17 protein-coding genes and 1 pseudogene are annotated in these 18,842 nt (G+C 61.8%); 12 read left to right on the forward strand and 6 right to left on the reverse strand.

Annotated features, from left to right (window positions below; genetic code table 11):
* The first annotated feature begins 338 nt into the window (after window positions 1-338).
* Both MA07_RS09515 and MA07_RS09520 read left to right on the forward strand, forming a co-directional pair.
* The gene (locus MA07_RS09515) at window positions 339-1,067 is read left to right on the forward strand and encodes a hypothetical protein (RefSeq protein ID WP_036349874.1); all 729 of its coding nucleotides are present in this window, start codon (window positions 339-341) and stop codon (window positions 1,065-1,067) included.
* Window positions 1,067-1,771 carry a DnaJ domain-containing protein gene (locus MA07_RS09520; protein ID WP_052003000.1) on the forward strand — a complete coding sequence of 235 codons (705 nt, stop codon included), beginning with the start codon at window positions 1,067-1,069 and terminating at the stop codon, window positions 1,769-1,771. Before MA07_RS09515 ends, MA07_RS09520 begins: the two co-directional genes overlap by 1 nt.
* 7 nt (window positions 1,772-1,778) lie before the next feature.
* On the opposite strand, the gene MA07_RS09525 is transcribed toward MA07_RS09520, so the two are convergent.
* Window positions 1,779-2,009: a hypothetical protein gene (locus MA07_RS09525; protein ID WP_152568801.1), complete on the reverse strand. Its 231-nt coding sequence runs from the start codon at window positions 2,007-2,009 to the stop codon at window positions 1,779-1,781.
* Window positions 2,010-2,116: 107 nt separating this feature from the next.
* Here MA07_RS09525 and MA07_RS09530 point away from each other — a divergent pair, with 107 nt between their 5' ends.
* Window positions 2,117-3,049 (forward strand): IS481 family transposase, encoded by a 933-nt coding sequence (locus MA07_RS09530; RefSeq protein ID WP_036349879.1) that lies wholly within the window; start codon window positions 2,117-2,119, stop codon window positions 3,047-3,049.
* An 82-nt stretch (window positions 3,050-3,131) separates the two neighbouring features.
* Here the strand turns inward: MA07_RS09530 and MA07_RS28800 are convergent.
* Window positions 3,132-3,619, reverse strand: a pseudogene (locus MA07_RS28800) (transposase).
* Between the two features lie 296 nt (window positions 3,620-3,915).
* Here MA07_RS28800 and MA07_RS09540 point away from each other — a divergent pair.
* Complete coding sequence (locus MA07_RS09540; RefSeq protein ID WP_036349885.1) at window positions 3,916-4,194, forward strand: hypothetical protein; 279 nt, start codon at window positions 3,916-3,918, stop codon at window positions 4,192-4,194.
* 110 nt (window positions 4,195-4,304) lie between these two features.
* Here MA07_RS09540 and MA07_RS09545 read toward each other — a convergent pair whose 3' ends face one another.
* Window positions 4,305-6,509 (reverse strand): family 1 glycosylhydrolase, encoded by a 2,205-nt coding sequence (locus MA07_RS09545; RefSeq protein WP_244445208.1) that lies wholly within the window; start codon window positions 6,507-6,509, stop codon window positions 4,305-4,307.
* Between the two features lie 447 nt (window positions 6,510-6,956).
* Between MA07_RS09545 and MA07_RS09550 the strand changes: the two genes are divergently transcribed.
* The 3 genes from MA07_RS09550 to MA07_RS09560 all read left to right on the forward strand — a co-directional run bounded on the left by MA07_RS09550 (window position 6,957) and on the right by MA07_RS09560 (window position 8,489).
* Window positions 6,957-7,301 carry a response regulator gene (locus tag MA07_RS09550; RefSeq protein ID WP_052003001.1) on the forward strand — a complete coding sequence of 115 codons (345 nt, stop codon included), beginning with the start codon at window positions 6,957-6,959 and terminating at the stop codon, window positions 7,299-7,301.
* Between the two features lie 59 nt (window positions 7,302-7,360).
* Complete coding sequence (locus MA07_RS09555) at window positions 7,361-7,681, forward strand: hypothetical protein (protein WP_052003002.1); 321 nt, start codon at window positions 7,361-7,363, stop codon at window positions 7,679-7,681.
* A gap of 283 nt (window positions 7,682-7,964) precedes the next feature.
* Window positions 7,965-8,489, forward strand: coding sequence for a hypothetical protein (locus MA07_RS09560; protein WP_052003003.1), 525 nt, complete (start codon window positions 7,965-7,967; stop codon window positions 8,487-8,489).
* Window positions 8,490-8,630: 141 nt separating this feature from the next.
* Here MA07_RS09560 and MA07_RS09565 read toward each other — a convergent pair whose 3' ends face one another.
* Window positions 8,631-8,996: a response regulator gene (locus MA07_RS09565; RefSeq protein WP_244445209.1), complete on the reverse strand. Its 366-nt coding sequence runs from the start codon at window positions 8,994-8,996 to the stop codon at window positions 8,631-8,633.
* A gap of 750 nt (window positions 8,997-9,746) precedes the next feature.
* Between MA07_RS09565 and MA07_RS09570 the strand changes: the two genes are divergently transcribed.
* Complete coding sequence (locus MA07_RS09570; RefSeq protein ID WP_244445213.1) at window positions 9,747-10,037, forward strand: response regulator; 291 nt, start codon at window positions 9,747-9,749, stop codon at window positions 10,035-10,037.
* Between the two features lie 119 nt (window positions 10,038-10,156).
* On the opposite strand, the gene MA07_RS09575 is transcribed toward MA07_RS09570, so the two are convergent.
* Both MA07_RS09575 and MA07_RS09580 read right to left on the reverse strand, forming a co-directional pair.
* Window positions 10,157-11,461 carry a polysaccharide lyase family 7 protein gene (locus MA07_RS09575; protein ID WP_081928878.1) on the reverse strand — a complete coding sequence of 435 codons (1,305 nt, stop codon included), beginning with the start codon at window positions 11,459-11,461 and terminating at the stop codon, window positions 10,157-10,159.
* Window positions 11,462-12,410: 949 nt separating this feature from the next.
* Window positions 12,411-13,439 (reverse strand): IS110 family transposase, encoded by a 1,029-nt coding sequence (locus tag MA07_RS09580; RefSeq protein ID WP_036349894.1) that lies wholly within the window; start codon window positions 13,437-13,439, stop codon window positions 12,411-12,413.
* A 320-nt stretch (window positions 13,440-13,759) separates the two neighbouring features.
* Between MA07_RS09580 and MA07_RS09585 the strand changes: the two genes are divergently transcribed.
* From MA07_RS09585 to ftsH, 4 genes are all read left to right on the forward strand, one after another.
* Window positions 13,760-14,449 carry an ankyrin repeat domain-containing protein gene (locus tag MA07_RS09585; protein WP_036349898.1) on the forward strand — a complete coding sequence of 230 codons (690 nt, stop codon included), beginning with the start codon at window positions 13,760-13,762 and terminating at the stop codon, window positions 14,447-14,449.
* Between the two features lie 432 nt (window positions 14,450-14,881).
* Window positions 14,882-16,027 (forward strand): D-alanyl-D-alanine carboxypeptidase, encoded by a 1,146-nt coding sequence (locus MA07_RS09590; protein WP_244445210.1) that lies wholly within the window; start codon window positions 14,882-14,884, stop codon window positions 16,025-16,027.
* A gap of 471 nt (window positions 16,028-16,498) precedes the next feature.
* Window positions 16,499-16,900 carry a DUF4112 domain-containing protein gene (locus MA07_RS09600; RefSeq protein WP_200879346.1) on the forward strand — a complete coding sequence of 134 codons (402 nt, stop codon included), beginning with the start codon at window positions 16,499-16,501 and terminating at the stop codon, window positions 16,898-16,900.
* 76 nt (window positions 16,901-16,976) lie between these two features.
* Window positions 16,977-18,842, forward strand: a 1,866-nt coding sequence (ftsH, locus tag MA07_RS09605) for an ATP-dependent zinc metalloprotease FtsH (protein WP_036349907.1), incomplete at its 3' end; no start/stop codon positions are given.

Genomic DNA, 18,842 nt, shown 5'->3' on the forward strand with positions numbered 1-18,842 from the left:
CCCAGCATCCTGTATGCTGACAACGCGAAAAGCGACAGTTGCGGGGTTTTTCCAACAGCATCCGTCAGGTAGTGAAATTCGTTCACTGACAGGAAAGTCCGATGTTCCTGTCCAAAGCGGAAGTTCGCCCCCTTCCGGAACGTGCCAACAAGCGACGTTCCGACGGCTCCTTCCTCCTGGGTGTTCCGCACAGGTTTCAGCACCTACTGCATTGAGCATCATTCCTGCCTGTTCCCCGCTCTTCGCAGATCTCGCAACCTGGAACTGCTGAGCTATGCCTCTGTGCCTGGATTTACAGACGCTCCCTCAGGCCCCACATCTTTGGAGAGGGAGATGGAATGGCTGACAAAAAGGATCTCACACGTCCGCACGCAACCGCTGGCAGTCCGGCCTCAATGGTTGACTCGTTCCTGGCAGAGGCCAAACGGCTTGGACCGTTGGCGGGCAATGCACCCCGAGCGCGGCTCGTATTTGCTCTCGACGCCACCATGAGCCGGCAGCCTACCTGGGATCTCGCCTGCCGCGTGCAGAGCGAGATGTTTGCCGCGGCCAGTGAGGCCGGCGGCCTCTCGGTGCAACTGGTCTACTTCCGAGGCTTCGGCGAGTGCCGATCCTCCCGCTGGGTCGCCGATCCGCGGGCGCTGACGGACCTCATGACGAAGATCAGTTGCCGGGGGGGCCAGACCCAGATCGGACGGGTCCTCCGTCATGTCCGGACGGAAGCCAACCAAGCGCCATTGAAGGTGCTCGTCTATGTTGGCGATGCTATGGAGGAGCCGATTGACGATCTCTGTGCTGTTGCAGGCGAACTTGGTTTGTTGGGCATCAAGGCCTTCATGTTCCATGAGGGGCGTGACCCTGATGCCGCCCGTGCTTTTCAGGAGATCGCCCGCCTGAGCGGCGGAGCGTATGCCCGATTCGATGCAGGAGCCCCGCAGACCCTAGCCGAACTCTTGCGCGCCGCAGCAACCTATGCCGCCAACGGTGTTGAGGGTCTCAGCCGATTGTCCGCCACCAGCGCACAGGCCCGCGGCCTGCTCACCTCCATCACTGGGCACAAGCGGTGATGTTGCTGTACGGCATAGCGGCCGCCACGGTCCTTTGGTTCTTCCTGAGCAACTTTGCGCACGCAAACCCAGCCACCCTTGCAAAGCTTCTCAAGCTCATCGGCGGCATTGTGGCCCTTGGCACTGCAGGACTGCTCGCGGTCCGGGGGCGGATCGACATAGCCCTGCTGATCGGAAGTCTCGGCGCTTGGCTCCTCGGGTGGAGCAGCCTCACCTTCCCCAATCCCGGCAGGCGCGCACCGCGGGCTTCCGGCAGCACCTCGCGGGTCCGCTCCCGGCTGATCGAAATGACGCTCGATCACGAAACCGGCGCGATGGAGGGCTCCGTGCTTGCCGGCACTTTCGGCGGACAGCAACTCGGATCACTCGACGAGGCACGCCTTCATGATCTGCTGACGGAGTGCCAAGTCAACGATCCAGAGGGTGTCCGCCTTCTCGAGGTCTATCTCGACCGTCGGTTTCCTCATTGGCGTGAAGACACCCAGGATGAGGCGCAGGCGGATGCCCAATCTGCATCGAGTGCCATGACTCCAGAGGAAGCCTACCGGATCCTAGACATCCAACCAGGGGCCAGCTCCGATGAAATCCGGCAGGCTCACCGGATCCTGATGAAGAAGCTCCACCCGGATCAAGGCGGTTCGACCTATCTCGCCGCGCGCGTGAACCAAGCCAGGGATCTTCTGTTGAGCCGCCATGAGGAGTAATACCCGGTCAGGGAATTCCTGACGCAGTGAGGTACGGGTAGGCCGTCAATCTTGTGAGACGGCCTGTCTCGTCGAGGAGCCGGTTCCAGGCGCGGCAGACCGCCTCCAGGACAGCCCCATAGTCATCGAGCATGCGATGACAGAGGTAGCGCTCGCGCAGATAGAGCCAGACCCGCTCCACCGGGTTCAGCTGGGGTGATGCCGGCGGCAGCGGCAACAGCGTGATCGTCTCCGGCACGTGCAGGGCTCGCGCGTCGTGCTAGGTGTGAGATCTGAGGAGGTTGTTCATCCCGTCTGAGGGCCTGAAGGTGGTCGTTGCGACACGATTACCGATGGACCTGAGAGATGAACAACCCGCACCAGAATGCCCGCACGACCCGGCTGGATCGAGCGGAAATGATCCGCCGCATCCTTGAGGACGGCCGGCCTGTTCGCGAGGTCGCCCGAGGCTTTGGCATCAGCGAGCGCACCGCCCGCAAGTGGCTGGCCCGCTACAGGGCGGAAGGGACAAGCGGGCTGGAGAACCGCTCCTCCCGCCCAAGGACAGTGGCAACCCGCGCGGCTGAGTACTGGTTCGGCGTGATCGAGCATCTCCGGCGGGAGTACCGGCACACCGCCGAGGCGATCGCCGGCAAGCTGAAGCTGGCCCGCTCCACCGTGGCGGCCTGGCTCACCCGGCGCGGCTTGGGTCGCCTGACAGCCCTGGAGCCGAAGGAGCCGCCCATGCGCTACCAGCGCCAGCACCCGGGCGAGCTGATCCACCTGGACATCAAGAAGCTGGCCCGCTTCCAGCGGGTGGACCATCGGATCACAGGTGACCGGCGCAACCCCAGCACCGGCACAGGGTACGACTGCTTTCATGTGGCCATCGATGACGCCACCCAGCTGGCCTATGTCGAGGTGCTGCCGGACGAGACCCGCCGCTCGACCACAGCCTTCCTGGTGCGAGCCCTGCGCTGGTTCAGAGCGCGCGGTATCCGGGTTGAGCGGGTGATGACGGACAACGGGTCAGGGTACGTCACGCGGCTGTTCCGCAAGGCGCTGCGGATGCTTGGGATCCGGCACATCCGCACCCGTCCTTACACGCCCAAGACCAACGGCAAGGCCGAGCGCTTCATCCAGACGCTTCTGCGGGAATGGGCCTATGCGATTCCGTTCAACTCGTCGGATACCCGGGGCACGGATCTGCCGCGGTGGCTGACCTGGTACAATCAGCAGCGCCCGCATGGTAGTCTCGGCCGACGAACACCGGCTCAGGCTCTCGCCGCAACAACCTGATCAGAACTTACAGATCACCGATCTCATCTCGTTGTCTCATCAGGGCTGATCGGTTGCAGAAAGAGCCTGAAGCGCCCTCATGTTACATGGCATGGGAGGCGCTCCTCGGCTGATAGCCGTGTCCGCGGGCCAGCACCGCCCAAACGATACGGGCGAGCTTGTTGGCGAGCGCAATCACCAGCATGTTGCGATGCAGCCGCCGGCCTGCGGTCTCGATCCAGGGCCACAGGCCGAGCCTCGCGCCAGATGGGCGGCGCACCAGGACAATGTGGGCCGCCTGCACGAACAGCGTGCGCAGGTACGTGTTGCCGCGTTTGGAGATCCTGCCCCGGATGGTGCGGTCGCCGGTCGATTCCTGCCTGGCACCAGCCCGAGCCAGGCGCCGGCACAAGCTTCCATGCCAATCAGGCAGGGTGGGATGTTGGCCAGCCGCTGCGTGAGCTGGGACCGGGAGAGCTTAAGGCGCAGCACGATGGCGCCACGCTCATCCTGGCCGACAAGGTGGAAGCTGTTCTTGCCCACATCGATGCCCAGGGTGGCAATGGCGGCAGAGAAAGAAGACTGTGTCATGGGACGTGCTCCTTGCGTGGCTCGGAGCCCCACAGCTTACGAACATGCGGGGCAGAAGCACGGCCGGACCATCCCATTAGGAGACATATCCTTCCTGCTCTGCTTAGTCAGGCTGAGTGACTTGTCTCCCGACAAGCGGCACTCTCGCGAGCTTGGGTGGATCCGCATTCAGGACTAGACATTTTGGAACCTTCCGGGCGATTTGCGCATCTTCCCCGCTGAAGGGGATGGCTCGTCACTCTTGCGCGCCCCAGGCAATCCCTGCACGGTTAGACGTTATGTGTGGGAGGAGGCTGATGCCTGTGTTGAAGCGTGAATTAGCCTTTGCCGCCAATCGCCCTCTCGAGAATGCAGGAGACTGGTGGCATCTGGTCCTCGACACGGATGCGCCGGGTCTCTACGTGGAGCACAGCTGGGCTCGCACGGGCGTTCACTCGGATAGTCAGGCCAACCGTGGCGCCCAGCGCTTTGGCATCAACGATTTCCTCACACTCGCAGAAGGTCGGGCTGCACAGCCGATGTTGATGGGCGCCCTAAAAGAGATGTTCCGGGATTCTGAGCCTACCTCCGAATAGAGAACTCCAAACACCGTGCGTATGCGCCGAGTACTGCTGACTTTGGATTTGCATCAAGAGCAGGCGGAACAGCCGAGATTGAAGCCCTGATCGCTCCGCCTGTAATCCTTTTACTCGGCAGCGTCGAGAAAACGCTGAGCTCTCCAGTCCACCTCGCATTCGCTGAAGTAGCGCGAGACGGCGCTCTCGAAGGACGGCATAATCAGGCCACGCTCGCTTGACAGGGCTGTCAGGCGTGGAGCCCTCTCCACCGCCCGGGGCCCTGCTCTCCAGGAGAAGCCGCCTTCCGACGCCACACGCTGCGCGAGTTCGCTCCAGGAGGTCATGCCCTGGTTCGCAAGGTGCCAGATCCCGCGCTCGCCATCGACCAGAAGATCCAGGGACGCATGAACAAGATCGGGAACATAGGTTGGCGAGACGATGCCTTCGGACGGCTTGATAGCGCGGCCGGCCTCCAGCTCACTAAGGACCTGATAGACGAAATTGGCTGTGTCCCAGGGGCCGAAGAAGGCGCTCGTGCGGATCACGAGGGCCTGAGGGTGAGCCTGCGCCACACGCTGCTCGGCTTCCGCCGTGCTCTCGCCGTACACGCAGGCCGGGCAGACCGGATCGCTTTCCAGATACGGGCGCCCCAGGCTGCCGTCGAAGACCCGGTCGGACGAAAAGGCGACCACCGGCAGCCCGAGACGGGCGCAGGCCTGAGCGATCGCTTCGGCTCCCGTCGTGTTGGCCTTGAAGCACAGGTCCCGCTCACGGGCGGCATCATCGACACCAACGTATCCGGCCGCGTTGATGACCGCCCAGGGGCGATGCCGTGCGAGGGCCGCATCGACGGATGCCGGATCGGTGATGTCCATCTCGCCGCGGGTGAGGATCACATGATCAAGACCGCGCTGCGAGCATAGGCGGGCAAAGGCACGGCCGAGGGTTCCCGTCGCGCCGGCAATCAGGATCGGGCGCCGGGTGCGAGAAGGCTTTTCGGCTTTGCTGGCTGGCGACTGATAGTGCCGCCCGTCACGCCGCCACCAGCCGGGCTGGTCGAGCACCGGGTGCTCAAAGGTGCCGCTGCGTGAGAGAAATTCGGCCGCCATGCCGATGGCGGTGCGGCGGGGCTGCCCGCTGCGAATGTCGAAGGCGCCCGGCTCGTAGAAGCTGTTACGGGCCACCAGCAGGGAGTTCCAGTCCACCGCGCCGAGCAGGGACCAGATGGTGACGGCCCGGATATCGTGGCCCGTCTCCCTGAGTTCCTGAACCCCTTGCCAAACCTCCATCAGCCAACGCACCTGCTCCTCGCGGGTCGAACCGTGATGGGCCTCGGTCACCGCGATGGGATGCCGGTAGCGGTCCCAGACCTCTGCAAGTCGCGCCTTGAACCCGAGTTCTTCGGAGGGGATGTCCATCCGCAGCGCCTCGACATCGGCATAGTGGTCGATGCGTGTAGCGCCATTGAGCGGGTGCAGATGATTGCCGCCGTGGAAGCACTCGGGATAGCGATCCATCGCCTCGTCGAGGTAGCGCTCGCTCGTCGGATAGTGGTTGATGCCGATGATGTCCGGCGCGCCGTCGCCCTCCAGGAAGAAGTCGAGCTCCTCCTCTCCGATGCCATGCCGGAGGCAGATCTCGTACCAGGGATGCGAGCGGTCTACGCGCCCGAACAGCAGGTCGAGGCTGAGCCAGCGGCGCTGGTTCTCCAAGTCGGCCTGGTAGCGCAGATGCGGCGTGCTGTAGGTCTTGCCCATGTCTTCCGTCTGCACCAGCTGCGCATGCGGAATGATCCGGCGAATGGCGCGCATGGCGAGCACGGTGGCCCGGCACTCGGTGACGAGGCAGCGCAGGAAAGTGGTGTAGTCCCGCCCATGCGGATGCCAGTGACCGTAAAGCCCGCTGAAGCGGGCCGTCGTCAGCGGCTCGTTGATCGGGGTGAACATGTCCACCCAAGGGTACCGTGCCGCGACACGCTCGGCATGACGAGCCAGCAGATCGGGGAAGTTCGGATCGACGAGGCTCGTATAGCGCGGGCCGCTGCCATGGTGCACAAGACCAGCAATCGGCCGGATGCCGAGTTCGCGCAAGCGACCGAAGCGCTCGTCTGTCCAGGTCCAGTCGCAGATATCCGGATGATCCGGCGCGATGGACTCCCACACGACGGGGTAGCGCATCGTCCTGATCCCGAGAGCCGCAATGGCATCGAGGTCGGACAAGCGCTGGATATGGCCTGTCTCTTCCACCTGATTGCGGAACTCAGTGCCGATTTGCACAACAGTGCACTCAACGCCGCCCCACAACTGGAGCGGCCGCTTTGCTGGCTCGGTCAAGGTCAAACCTCTTTATCTCAGAGCACGCAGATCGCGCACGAAAGGAGTGGTTCTAACCTGATCCAAGCACCAGTAGTTCCTGCTGATTTGACAATATAGAAGTCTGTATAACCTAAGTTAATAAGCTGACATGAAGGGTCGTTTGCAATAACTGTGCGACCAGCTCTGGTGACTGTAACGAAGTTGTTCGGGCAATAGCTTCCATTAACCTATGATAGGCTTGAGAATAGGGATTGGATGGCACGAGTTCACAAAATGGTGCCTTCAGATGGCAGACTACAGCCGCGTTTAACCTGCGTAAGTGTGAGGATGGCCGATCCCAGGCAGGGTGCATGAAATGGTGGTGTTTCGATCAGCTCCAGCAAGGCCCTATCGGCCTTCTCTAATCGTGGGGCTCTTCAATTTCCGAACAATGAGAGATCAGTTGCGATGATCAGACCCTGTTGCATGATCGTTGAAGACCAAGCGCTCATCGGCATGTCCCTTGAAGCATTCCTGGAAGATGCAGGTTTCTCCATAGCCGGCCCCTTCCTGTCCTGCGCCGATACTCTCCGGTGGTTAGAGCACAATACGCCGGAGGTCGCTCTCCTGGACGTAGCCCTCAGGGACGGCACCTCCTTGCCCATTGCCCATGAGCTGAAGGGGCGTAACGCGCCTTTTGCCGTCTACTCGGGCCTTCCGTTCACGAGCAACCTCCCGGACGCCCTCCAGGGCGTGCCGTGGCTGGAAAAGCCTGCACCACGTGAGGAGTTGACCGAGATGATTGCTCGCCTCGGGCGACCAAATGCTTGAACTGGCAGATTGGTACGACACCTCGACAGCCACTGAAATGACGATAGCCAGGGGAGCCGATGTTGACCATAGAGATCGGCGGCATCCCGACTGCCGTGACGAATGTGGATGAGGCCCAGGTACGCGAGGTATTCGAGAGCCCGGAGTTCAAGCGTGACCTGATGATCATGAACAGTGACGGAACACCGTTGGGGGATGGAAAGGCACCCCTGACCGTCCGGCCCGCTTTCCGGCATGAGGTGGCCCTCATTGAAACCGCTGATGAGGAGCCTGACATGGATGACGAAGCGGGAGACGATTACGTGTTCGTGACCTTTCTCGTGCCGATTGACCATGACCACGAGGCGACTTCGGCGATCCCGTCGAAGCCTCAAGGCTGACGGTCTGCACACGATAGCTCACCGGGCGAGCTCAGACGCAGTGGACCATTTCCGCACCCGGGTCGTTTCATACGCCTGACAGCCACCTTAGATTGCTTGGGATTACCCTGATCAATCAGATACACCAGGCCGATGGGACAGAGGCGAGCCCGTTCCTGGCTCACCACGTGGCGATCGTGGGCGCTGGCTTCGGAGGGCCCTCCCGCGCAAAGGCTCTTGGGAGCACACCCTTGCGCGTGACGGTGATCGACCGCTTGGGGTCACCCTGCTCACGGGAAAACCTGTGGAGGACGTCAGCGAGCGGGGCGTCACGGTCGGCGGCGAACTCATCCCATGCTCCACCATCGTGTGGGCTGCAGGTGTGGCGGCCTCACCAGCCGGGCAGTGGCAGCATGTCGGAACCGACCGGCCGGGCGTGTTGCCGTGGCTCCAGACCTGTCCGTGCTCAACCTCGACAACGTCTATGTGCTTGGCGATCTTGCTTTGGCCAAGGACGAGCACGGAAAGCCTCTCCCGGTTTGGCCCAGGTGGCGACCAGCAGGGCCGCTATCTCGGCAAGGCGCGGCTCGCGCGCATCCTTCGCCACGAGACTCCTCTCCCATTCTGCTTCCGCAGCCGGGGCAACCTGGCTGTCGTGGGGCGGAACTCGGCGCTGATCCACTGGGACAGTCTCAAGATCAAGGGCTTCGCCGCCCGGCTCCTATGGGGCACCGCCCACGTGTACCTGCTGGTGGGCTTCCATAGCCGCTTTCTCGTGACCATGCGCTGGCTCTGGACCTACCTCACGTTCAACGCGGAGCGCGGCTGATTGCGGAGGATGTCACCCGGGTGCGGAGCAAGGGCGGCGAACAGAGAAGCGGAGCCGCCGAGCAGGAGGCTGGGACATCGGCCTCGGAGAACCAGCCGATGCGGCAGCCGGCCTAATCAGGTGATCAAGGCACACACCACGTTAACCCCACCGTGAAAGCCACCGGACCGGCGTCCGATAGAACCCAGCATGCATAACCGAGCGGATCCTGGCTACTGCTTCAGCGAAGTCTTGCTGGCTGAAGGGTTTTTGCAACGTCGGGCAGTCGCTGAACCGATCGAGCAGACCATCGGCGCCATAGCCAGTAGCAAAGATCACAGGAATGCCGCGCTCGCGGATTACCTCGGCAATGGGATAGCTGAGACCGCCATTCAGGTTCAGGTCGAGAGCGGCAACCCCGAGCACCGATTTATGGGCGAGCTCAAGCGCATCGTCGAATCTGGCAACCGGCCCCACGAGCTCACCACTGCAGTCCAGGACCACATCCTCAAGCAACATGCTGATCATCGCTTTATCCTCAACAACGAGAATGCGACGCTTACGCTCTCTGGTGGGCACTGATGAGGTTGCGAGGCTATCCATCATTGTACCCCTGATGTCTGATGGTTAGGCGAGCTAACTTATATAACCGAGGCTCGGCTTATCTTAGCGAGTGCACCCGGCTGATCCAGGTTGAACAACAACGACCCAGCTCTTTTGAAAAGAGGCTCAAGTCTGGATCTGCGCTGAATGTCCCGCCACGTTTAACTTAGATGATAGGGAGCGCCCCTAAAGCGGGCTATCCAAAGCATGGATCTGATGAGGATCCGCTCCTGAGAACTGAAGTCTAGCTCTTCTTCCTCCTGAGACTGCTACTTGTCATCTCCAAGGCTCCCTCGCTGGCACACTGGCGGGAGAGTTTCTTTGTGTGCTCTGAAGAGCTTGGAGCGTATGACCATGGCACATCGCAGGGACATAACCGTAAATTGGGGTTGTGCCACTACAAGGTACAGAAGGTCGGCTCCGGGTTTCCAAGAAAATTGCAGGTGCCCTTGGAAAGTCTGCTGCTCGCCGCTCTAGCGGACATTCGGCCTACTTCGCAGATGTGCCACGTCCTGACCTTCGCGCTAGGATAGACAACTCCAAATCCAATGTTAAACGGACGGGACATGTAGCACGAGACAAGCTGGCCTCGTGGACCTTCACATTAGCCGGAACTGTGCTGGCGACGGTTCGTTGCGCCGGGTGAAGCCGGCCCGTCGAATCCTCAACCAGCCCGTGGCTCTCCTCTTTGAGGATGAGTTCCTTGTTCACCAGACCCTAGTCGACATCTTGCATCAGCCCGAGTTCTGGGTGGTCGAGGAACAGGATGCGGACGAGGCGCTCGAGTTGCTCCGGTCCAGGACTGATGTTGCTGTTGTCGTCACGGACGTCAACATGCCTGGATTTTTGAATGGTTTTGAGTTCGCACGCCCGATCCGAGTTCGAACGATCTGGCGTCGAATACTACTTTCCGTCGCAAGCCCTTTCGCTCGGCCGCCCGGATCAAGGCTCTTCGGGAAATCATAGAGCCCGGCTGATAGGCAAGACACCGATCTCAACACTCGGTTGCCAATTCTGGGAGTTCACTGCGTCAGGGAGGAATGGCCTCAGCGGAAACTGAGGCTATTCGTGAAGCATGCTCGTGCTTAGATCACGACGAAGTGGCTTGCAGCGAGCTTCGCCAAGTTGTCGATGACGCCAAACTGTACCGCAGTGCCTGCGCCTTTCCCATCGGCATCGTAGGACAGAGCACCTGTCTTGTCGTTATAGATGATGTAGTCGTCGCGGTCCTTGGCGACCTCGCCAATTACGAAGTTGCCGGTCGAGAGCTTGCCCTGTTCCAGCATCGTGAACACAGAGTCGTTGAGGTGGATCGTGTCATCCTCAGGAGCGAAGTCCAGGATCGTATCGACGTTGGCGCTGCCGGGTTTGGTGTCGAATACAAAGACATCCTCGCCTGAGCCGCCGCTTAGAATGTCGCTCCCGTTCTTGGCCCAGATCGTGTCGTCGCCGCCCTTGCCGCCAATCAGGTCACTCCCGGACGTGCCCCTCAGGCTGTTGCCATCGCTGTCGCCGTTGATGGTTTTCGTGGTCGTCGGTAGGTCGGGCAGGATTGGATCAGACTTCGGTGTGGGGGCTGAGGTGGGTTCATCCGTTTGGTCCGGCGCGGGTTCGCTTGGCATCGGCTCTGGTGCCGGGTCAGAGGAGGTCGAGGGTGTCGTCACTGTGCCATCGTGGTTGACATCCAGGGCATAGAATGAGGCCTGACCCGCACCAGAACCATTGCTTTCATTCGCGCCGAGATAAGCACCCGCTTTGAAGTAGAACGTGTCGCTCTGCCAGACTGAGTTGATCTTGGTGCTGGACTCGTAGACCTTGCCGTCAGCATAGACCTCAACCTCGAGGGTCGAGCCCTTGGCATTGATCGTGTAGGAGAACCTCTCATTCAGCGAGACGTCCGGCGTGGCCCCACCGCTATCCTTGAGCGTGAACTTGGTCTCGGAGTTGCCTGACCCTGCCTGATCGTTGACGAAGTAGACTGTGCCGTTTTCCCAGTAGAGACGCACCAACTCATCGTTCTGACCATGAATCTGGCCTACGACCAGTCTGCCGCCGATGCCATCGCGGTCTGGCGCGGCATCAACCTCAAGGGTGGCACTCATGAACCCGCCTTTTGACAGGTTCCAGGCGGCCTTCTCGCCACCATTCATCTCGCGCAACTCAGACCGGGCGTAGGAGGACCCCTTGGTAGTCGCACCATCAACGGGAGCGTAGAAAACCATCGCTCCGTCGGAACCGGTGTAGAAGTACTTTGAATTCTTGTAGCCGCTGAGGTTTTGCACCTCGACGGCAGTGCCACTGAGGCTACCGTTCTGATCGACCGGGAGGGTGATCTTCCAATTGGACAAGTTGAAGTTGCCGCTAGGCGCGGCGGAAGTATTCAAAGCCATAGGATTGTCCCCATAGATGAGCGTGCCCCAACGAAGTGGAGCCTCAAGATTTCGATGGATCGTATGATGGAATACGCAGGAACCAGAACGGCTGCTGTACTGAGAATAAACGCTGAACTTCGCCAAAAAATCGACAGTCACTCACGGCTGTGCGTTGAGTGATGTTCGTACTTCAGAACTCTACGGTCAGGGTTGTGATGGTTGAATAGGGCGAGAACGTGGCCAAGCTTCATTTTTCTCAACCTGCGGCGCGCGGCTCATCGCAGAGGGTATGTCAGGTGGGTTTCAGCACTGGGTTCTGACGAGCCCGACGCTACGAGCAAGCAACCGCTGATGTACGATGGACTTGGTATGTAGAGGGGCTGTCGGCTGGAGCTGATCTGGTTCTGCAAATAGCCCTGAACGTCGCCTCACGGCTAGGTAGTGAAATTCGCTCACGGGCGGGAACGTCTGAAGTTCCCGTCCAAAGCTGAAGTTCGGCCCTGGCTGGAATTTACCGTAGCCGCCATTCCGCTGGACGGCTTTGTTATTGTGAATCGAGCCTGCGGTGGCCGGAGCAAGCGCCGGTTCCGAACTCGTCGGCGCATGGCCGGGCAGACCATCCTGAGGTTATGGTACATGAATCTGTGCGTTGAACGTCTGGTTTTTAGGTAGAACGAGAAGCGAGAGGAGGGTCCGCCTCGTGCTATGTGTGGACGGCTCCCCGTTGGCAAGGGTTTTGTTGAACGCTTCTGCCAGGCTGGTCGGTGCGGCCATGTGTTCGACCTGTTGCTGCGGTACGCATGACCGCTGGCCATAATGCCCTTCGCGAAGGGAGCCCGACCAAAACCTCGCATTCCAAGATGCTCGGGCACTTGTGGGGTGTCCCGCCTCCCGGCTCGACCGGATCCTGCATTAGTGTCCGTACCCCCTTCCCAACCTCCTGATCACCGAACTCGTCCGGCGATGATTACGCTGCCTGCGCGACCACCGGCTCGCGATAGCGCTCGCCTTTGGCCATGATCGCCCACACCATGCGAGCCATCTTGTTGACCAGGGCCACCGCCACCACCTTGGTGGCTCGGTGTGCCAGCAGTTGCACGATCCACGGCCGCTTCGTTCCATGCCGCTGGGCAAAGCGGATCACCGCCAGTGCGCCCCCCGTCAGCAGGGAGCGAAGATACCGGTTGCCCTGCTTGGTCACGCCGCCCAGCCGCTCCTTGCCACCACTGGAGTTCTGCTTGGGCACCAGCCCGATCCAGGCCGCCAGATTGCGCCTGGACGCGAAGGCTCTCGGGTTGGGAACATGGGCCACCAGGGCGGACGCGAGCAGCGGGCCCACGCCTGGGATCTCGACCAGCCGGCGGCTGACCTCGTTGGCCCGGTGGCAGGCGGTGATCCGTCGATCCATCTCCAGGATCTGGCGCTTGACCAGCACCAGTTGCTCGGCCAGAGCCAGGATGCAGGCACGGGCAAGTTCCGGCACACGCTCATCGCCATCACGGACCAGCAAAAGCAACTCGTCGACACCTTCGCGGCCGATCTTCGCCACCAGGCCGAACTCCGCCAGGTGTGCTCGGATGGCGTTGGTGAGCATGGTCCTCTGGCGCACCTGCATGAGCCTCACCCGGTGCAGCATCAGCACGCTCTGCTGCTCGCACGTCTTGGTCTCGACAAAGCGCATGGTGGGGCGGGTCACCGCCTCGCAGATCGCCTCGGCATCAGCCATGTCGTTCTTCTGCCGTTTTACGTAAGGTTTGACGTAAGCCGGCGGCATGAGCTTCACCTGATGACCAAGGCTCTGGAGCTCCCGCGACCAGTGATGAGCCGAGGCACAGGCCTCGATGCTGATCAGGCAGGGTGGCAGGGAGGAAAAGCACTTGAGCACCTGCCCTCGTCGGATCTGACGCCGGATCAGCACCTCACCCGAGGCGCTGATGCCGTGCACCTGAAAGACAGACTTGGCGATATCCAGACCAATGGTGGTGACCGTGCTCATGGGCTGCTCCTGTGTTGCTGGCTGCTCGAAGCAGCCATGCTACCTCACCGCTGGGTGGAGCCGTCCACAGCATCAGGAGGTGACCTTACCAGGCCCTATACCGAATAGGCCTTAGGGCGCGACTGTCCGCATTCAGGGGGGTGCCGCAGATGAAAGCTCTACCCGAGACGAAGGATGGGTCTTGGAGCTATGCCTTACTCCAGGCGGGCACCAACGGGGAATGTGCGACTGGCGACCTTGCCAAGGTCAAACCAAAACTGGCGTAATGATCAAGAGTGGTCGTTCACGTCATCAACCATCACACCGCAGAGAGACGGACTATGGCCCATCTATGCGCACTTGTCGGGCTTATTGGGATCCTGACCCTGACAGGGGGGGCGGCCTCCGCGCAGACGCCCCCCACACCCACAGAGTTCGCAGCCTACCGTGGGCTGCACGCGGCCGCTGCCAAAGGCACCGTTGATGGTATCGAGCAGCTGCTTCAACAAGGGGCCGATCCCAATGCCCGCGACAGCAACGGCCGCACACCGTTGCACGTGGCGGCATTCCAGGGCCATGGTGCGGCGGCTCAGGCCCTGATTGCCGCCGGATCGGATCCCGCCCTCCTCGACAACCAGCGCTATGACGCTGTGACTATTGCAGCCGTTCGGGATGATGTGCCAACGCTGGAGGCCATGCTCACCTCCGGCGCAAGCGCCAGGCTGATCACCAGCATCTACGATGGCACGGCCCTGATTGCTGCAGCCCATCTGGGCCACGACGGCGTTGTCCGCGAGCTCATCCGAGCTGGAGCGCCACTCGACCACGTCAACAACCTAGGCTGGACTGCCTTGATCGAGGCGGTGATCCTCGGAGACGGCGGACCCCGTCATACAGGAACCGTGCGTGCGCTGGTCGAAGCCGGGGCTGACCCCAAGATCCCTGATCGGAACGGCATGACGCCCCTGCAGCATGCTGAGGCGCGCGGCTATGCCCGCATTACCTCCATCCTGAGCCAGTCAGGTCGCTGAGTATCCGGGAACTCTTCTGAGCATCATCGGCAACGACTGCCACAAGCGTGCCGTTGGACATTGTCTCTAGCAACCACACTATCATCATGATTCTGGCACATTGAGCACCTCCGGAGAGGAGTTTGATTGCTAGGCCAATGCGCTTCTGACGCGCTAGATCACAAAGCGAGCCGCAACCACATCCGTGTTTTCCCGAGGACTTGCCTACCGAGAAGACAACCATCAGCCTCACTCTCAGCCGATTTCCCTCGCAATGCACGTTCGCTAAGCTCCCAGCAGCGGCGCGAAAGCGGACGGTCCTAGACCTCTCATGTAGGCCAATGAGACTATAATGCTATGTTGAGCCAATCACCGAGAACGACGAGTTGGAGGGCACAGGCTGGCGTCCTCATGTTGCCTCACCTACTAGCCCTTGCCTGCATGCTGTTCCTGATGCCCGCCCGAGTCCTGGCCGGTGCCAGGGAGAAGCTCGCGGCTCTCGCACCGTCGGGGCTGGTGCTCGTGATGGACGAAAAGGGCAACGAGCTGGTGGCTCAGAACGCCGATAAGCCCTTCGTGCCTGCCTCCGTCGCCAAGATCGTGACCGCCTGGCTGGCGATGGAGGTCCTGGGTGCCGACTACCGCTTCAAGACCCACTTCTACCTGGACGACGACCGGTTGCTCTACATTCGCGGTGGTGGCGATCCCTTTCTGATCTCTGAGGAGCTGGCTCAACTCGCGCCAGCGCTGGTGACCGCAATCGGCAAGCAGCCGCTCAGCGGCATCGTGCTGGACGCAAGCTACTACCCCTCCGACATCCGCATTCCTGGCATTGAGGGCACCGGCGAGGCCTATAACGCGCTGAACTCCGCGCTCGCGGTGAACTTCAACACGATCCACGCCGTGCGGAAGGGCAAGACTGTCCGCTCCGCTGAGGAGCAGACCCCGATCACGCCGCTCGCTGTCAGCCAGTTCCTGACGCGCGGCACACAAGGGCGCGGTCGCATCAGCCTGACCCAGAGCCCGACGGTGGGCCTCGAATATGCCGGTGAGCTGATCGCTGCTTTCATCGAGCGGGCCGGTGGCAGCGTCAAGGGTAAGATCTCGACTGGGGCCGTGCCCAAGGGCTTGGAGCCGGTCTACGTTCACCGCCAATCACGACCCCTTTCGGAGATCCTTGCCGGGTTGCTCCTGGGCTCAAACAACTACATCGCCAACCAAGTCTTCCTGGAGATCGGCGGGCATCGCCTGGGCGGGCCCGTCAGCCTCGAGAAGTCGCTCCAGGTCGCGAACGAGATGCTCGTCAGGCACGGCCTCACCGGGTCAATTCATCTCGAGGAAGGCTCGGGCATCAGCCGCGGCAACCGCTTCACAACCCGCGGCCTTGCCCAGTTGCTGCACCTCTTCGAGCCCCATGCCACCCTGCTCCAGAGTGGCGACGACGCCCGCTTCAAGACTGGCAGCTTTTCCGGCGTGCGAACCTTGGCGGGCTATGCCGACACTTCGAAGCATGGGCGTGTGCGCTTCGTGATCGCGTTGACAAACAACGACGGCGCGATGCGCTTCCGGCTACTCAAAGCCATCCAGTCCGAGTTGTAGCCGCAGGCACCCCGTATAATGGCCGCTACTAAGCCACGAGAGCAGACCTCTCATCGAGTGTTGATGAAAACCTCTGCCAGAAGGCTTCACCTCCGAGCCGGAACGACTTGGCGGAAGCGGACCTTCCGAAGGTCCAAGAGGGGGCAAACTTGCACCTTTCCGCTGCTCAACGAACGTTGGCTCCTAGGTGCCGAAGCGGACCAACCGCTTGCGTTTCATGGGTGCCAACTGCAGGCGCTCGTTAGCGTTGCACACCCCCGGCGAACTGCCGTGGTCGAGCGCCACTCGTAATCATGGCCTGCGAGCTTGCCGACGGAGATGCGGGTTGGGCTCGGTCTTGAACCCGGGCGGCTCACTCCCCATCTTGTTGGTACCGGGGTCCGGGCCCCTCTGACAGTCTGCCCAAGGCTGTGATGTCGGACTCTCTCACCTGAGGAGCGCCTCGAAGCGCTCCGCATCTGGGAGACGACTGTGACATCTTACGCGTTCCCTCTTACCGACATCTCCCTTCGCGCCGGCGAGACTCGAGCCAGGCTTGATTATCTTGCCCGCTTTCTCGACAGCGCCATCCGCGTGCCGGGAACGAACGTGCGCTTCGGCGCAGACGCGCTTCTGAACCTGATTCCTGGTGTTGGAACGCTGACCTCCAAACGCATGTCGGCCTATCTGATTTGGGAGGCGCACCGCCTCGGCGTGCCGATGTCGACGCTCATGCGCATGGCTGGCAACGTCGGTGTCGACTTTGTGATCAGCGCGATTCCTGTGGTTGGATGGGCCGGTGACGTCTTCTTCCGTTCAAACCTGCGCAACATGGCGCTGCTGCGCAGGCACCTCGATTTGGTCAATCCGGTGACAAAGCCCTTCCAGGGCTGATGCTGCCCAGGTAGCAGACAGGGTTGGCCCTAGCCCTCAAGCTCGATCAGGACGTCTTCGTTCAGAAAGCATAGATATGAACAACCCCAACACTGCGCCTAACTTTCGCAACTTTGCGATAGCCGCCGCGGTCATGACCATGCTGTCGATGTTCTACTTCCAGGGCACGTCAGCACCTCAGTCTGAGCAGCTTCCCTACTCGGCGTTCATCACGGCGGTCGATCAGGGAGAGATCCGCTCGGTCACTATCCAGGGACAGGAAGTGATCGCCGAGCGCTCTACAGGTGCCCGTGTGACCACCTACGTCCCGCAAGGCGCCGGCCTCATTGCCCAGCTGCAGCAGAAGGGCGTCGTGATCAAGGCAGAGCCGCCGCCGCAGCCCAGTCTGCTAAGTAGCCTGCTACTGTCGCTGCTGCCCTTCGCCTTGATGATCGGCGTTGTCGTTTGGCTATCCCGCAACGCCATGAACAAGCAGGGTGGTGGCGGCCTCATGTCCATCGGCAAGTCCAAGGCCAAGCTGCTGCAGCCCGGAGCTCCAGTCACCTTTGACGAGGTTGCCGGCATCGACGAGGCCAAGGAAGACCTGCAGGAGGTCGTGGAGTTCCTGCGCGATCCGCAGAAGTTCCAGCGCCTCGGCGGCCGCATCCCGCGCGGCGTGCTGCTCGTCGGCCCTCCCGGCACCGGTAAGACGCTGACGGCGCGAGCCGTGGCAGGTGAAGCCAACGTGCCCTTCTTCACCATCTCGGGCTCCGACTTCGTCGAGATGTTCGTCGGCGTGGGCGCGTCGCGCGTGCGCGACATGTTCGAGCAGGCCAAGAAGAACGCGCCCTGCATCATCTTCATCGACGAGATCGACGCGGTCGGCCGCCATCGCGGCGCCGGCCTGGGCGGCGGCAACGACGAGCGCGAGCAGACCCTCAACCAGCTCCTCGTGGAGATGGACGGCTTCGAGGCCAACGAGGGCGTGATCATCATCGCGGCCACCAACCGTCCCGACGTGCTCGATCCGGCGCTCCTGCGCCCCGGCCGCTTCGACCGCCAGATCGTGGTGCCGAACCCGGACGTGGTCGGCCGCGAGAAGATCCTGCGCGTTCACGTGCGCAAGGTCCCGCTGGCGCCCGACGTGGACCTGAAGGTGATCGCCCGCGGCACCCCTGGCTTCTCGGGCGCCGACCTGATGAACCTCGTCAACGAGGCGGCTCTCCTGGCGGCTCGCCGCGGCAAGCGCATCGTCACCATGCGCGAGTTCGAGGACGCCAAGGACAAGGTGATGATGGGCGCCGAGCGCCGCACCCTGGTCATGACCGACGACGAGAAGCGCCTGACCGCCTATCACGAGGCCGGCCATGCCGTGGTGGCGCTCAACGTCCCGGCCACCGACCCGGTCCACAAGGCCACCATCATCCCGCGCGGCCGTGCGCTTGGCATGGTCATGCAGCTGCCTGAGCGGGACAAGCTGTCCATGTCCTACGAGCAGATGACCTCGCGTCTGGCCATCATGATGGGCGGCCGCATCGCCGAGGAAATGATCTTCGGCAAGGAGAAGGTCACGTCGGGTGCCCAGTCGGACATCGAGCAGGCCACGCGGCTTGCCCGCATGATGGTCACCAAGTGGGGCTTCTCGCCCGAGCTCGGCACCGTTGCCTATGGCGAGAACCAGGACGAGGTGTTCCTCGGCATGTCCATGGGCCGCCAGCAGAACATCTCCGAGGCGACCTCGCAGAAGATCGACTCGGAAGTTCGCCGTCTGGTGGAGGACGGGCTCAACGACGCCCGCCGCATTCTCACCGAGAAGCAGCACGAGCTTGAGGCCCTGGCCCGCGGCCTTCTGGAGTACGAGACCCTGTCGGGCGAGGAGATCCGCAACCTCCTCGACGGTCAGCCTCCGGTGCGGGACTCCGGCGACACGGTCACCCCGAGCCGCGGGTCGGCCGTTCCGACC

The sequence above is a fragment of the Microvirga sp. BSC39 genome (assembly GCF_000739015.1).
Lineage (GTDB): Bacteria > Pseudomonadota > Alphaproteobacteria > Rhizobiales > Beijerinckiaceae > Microvirga.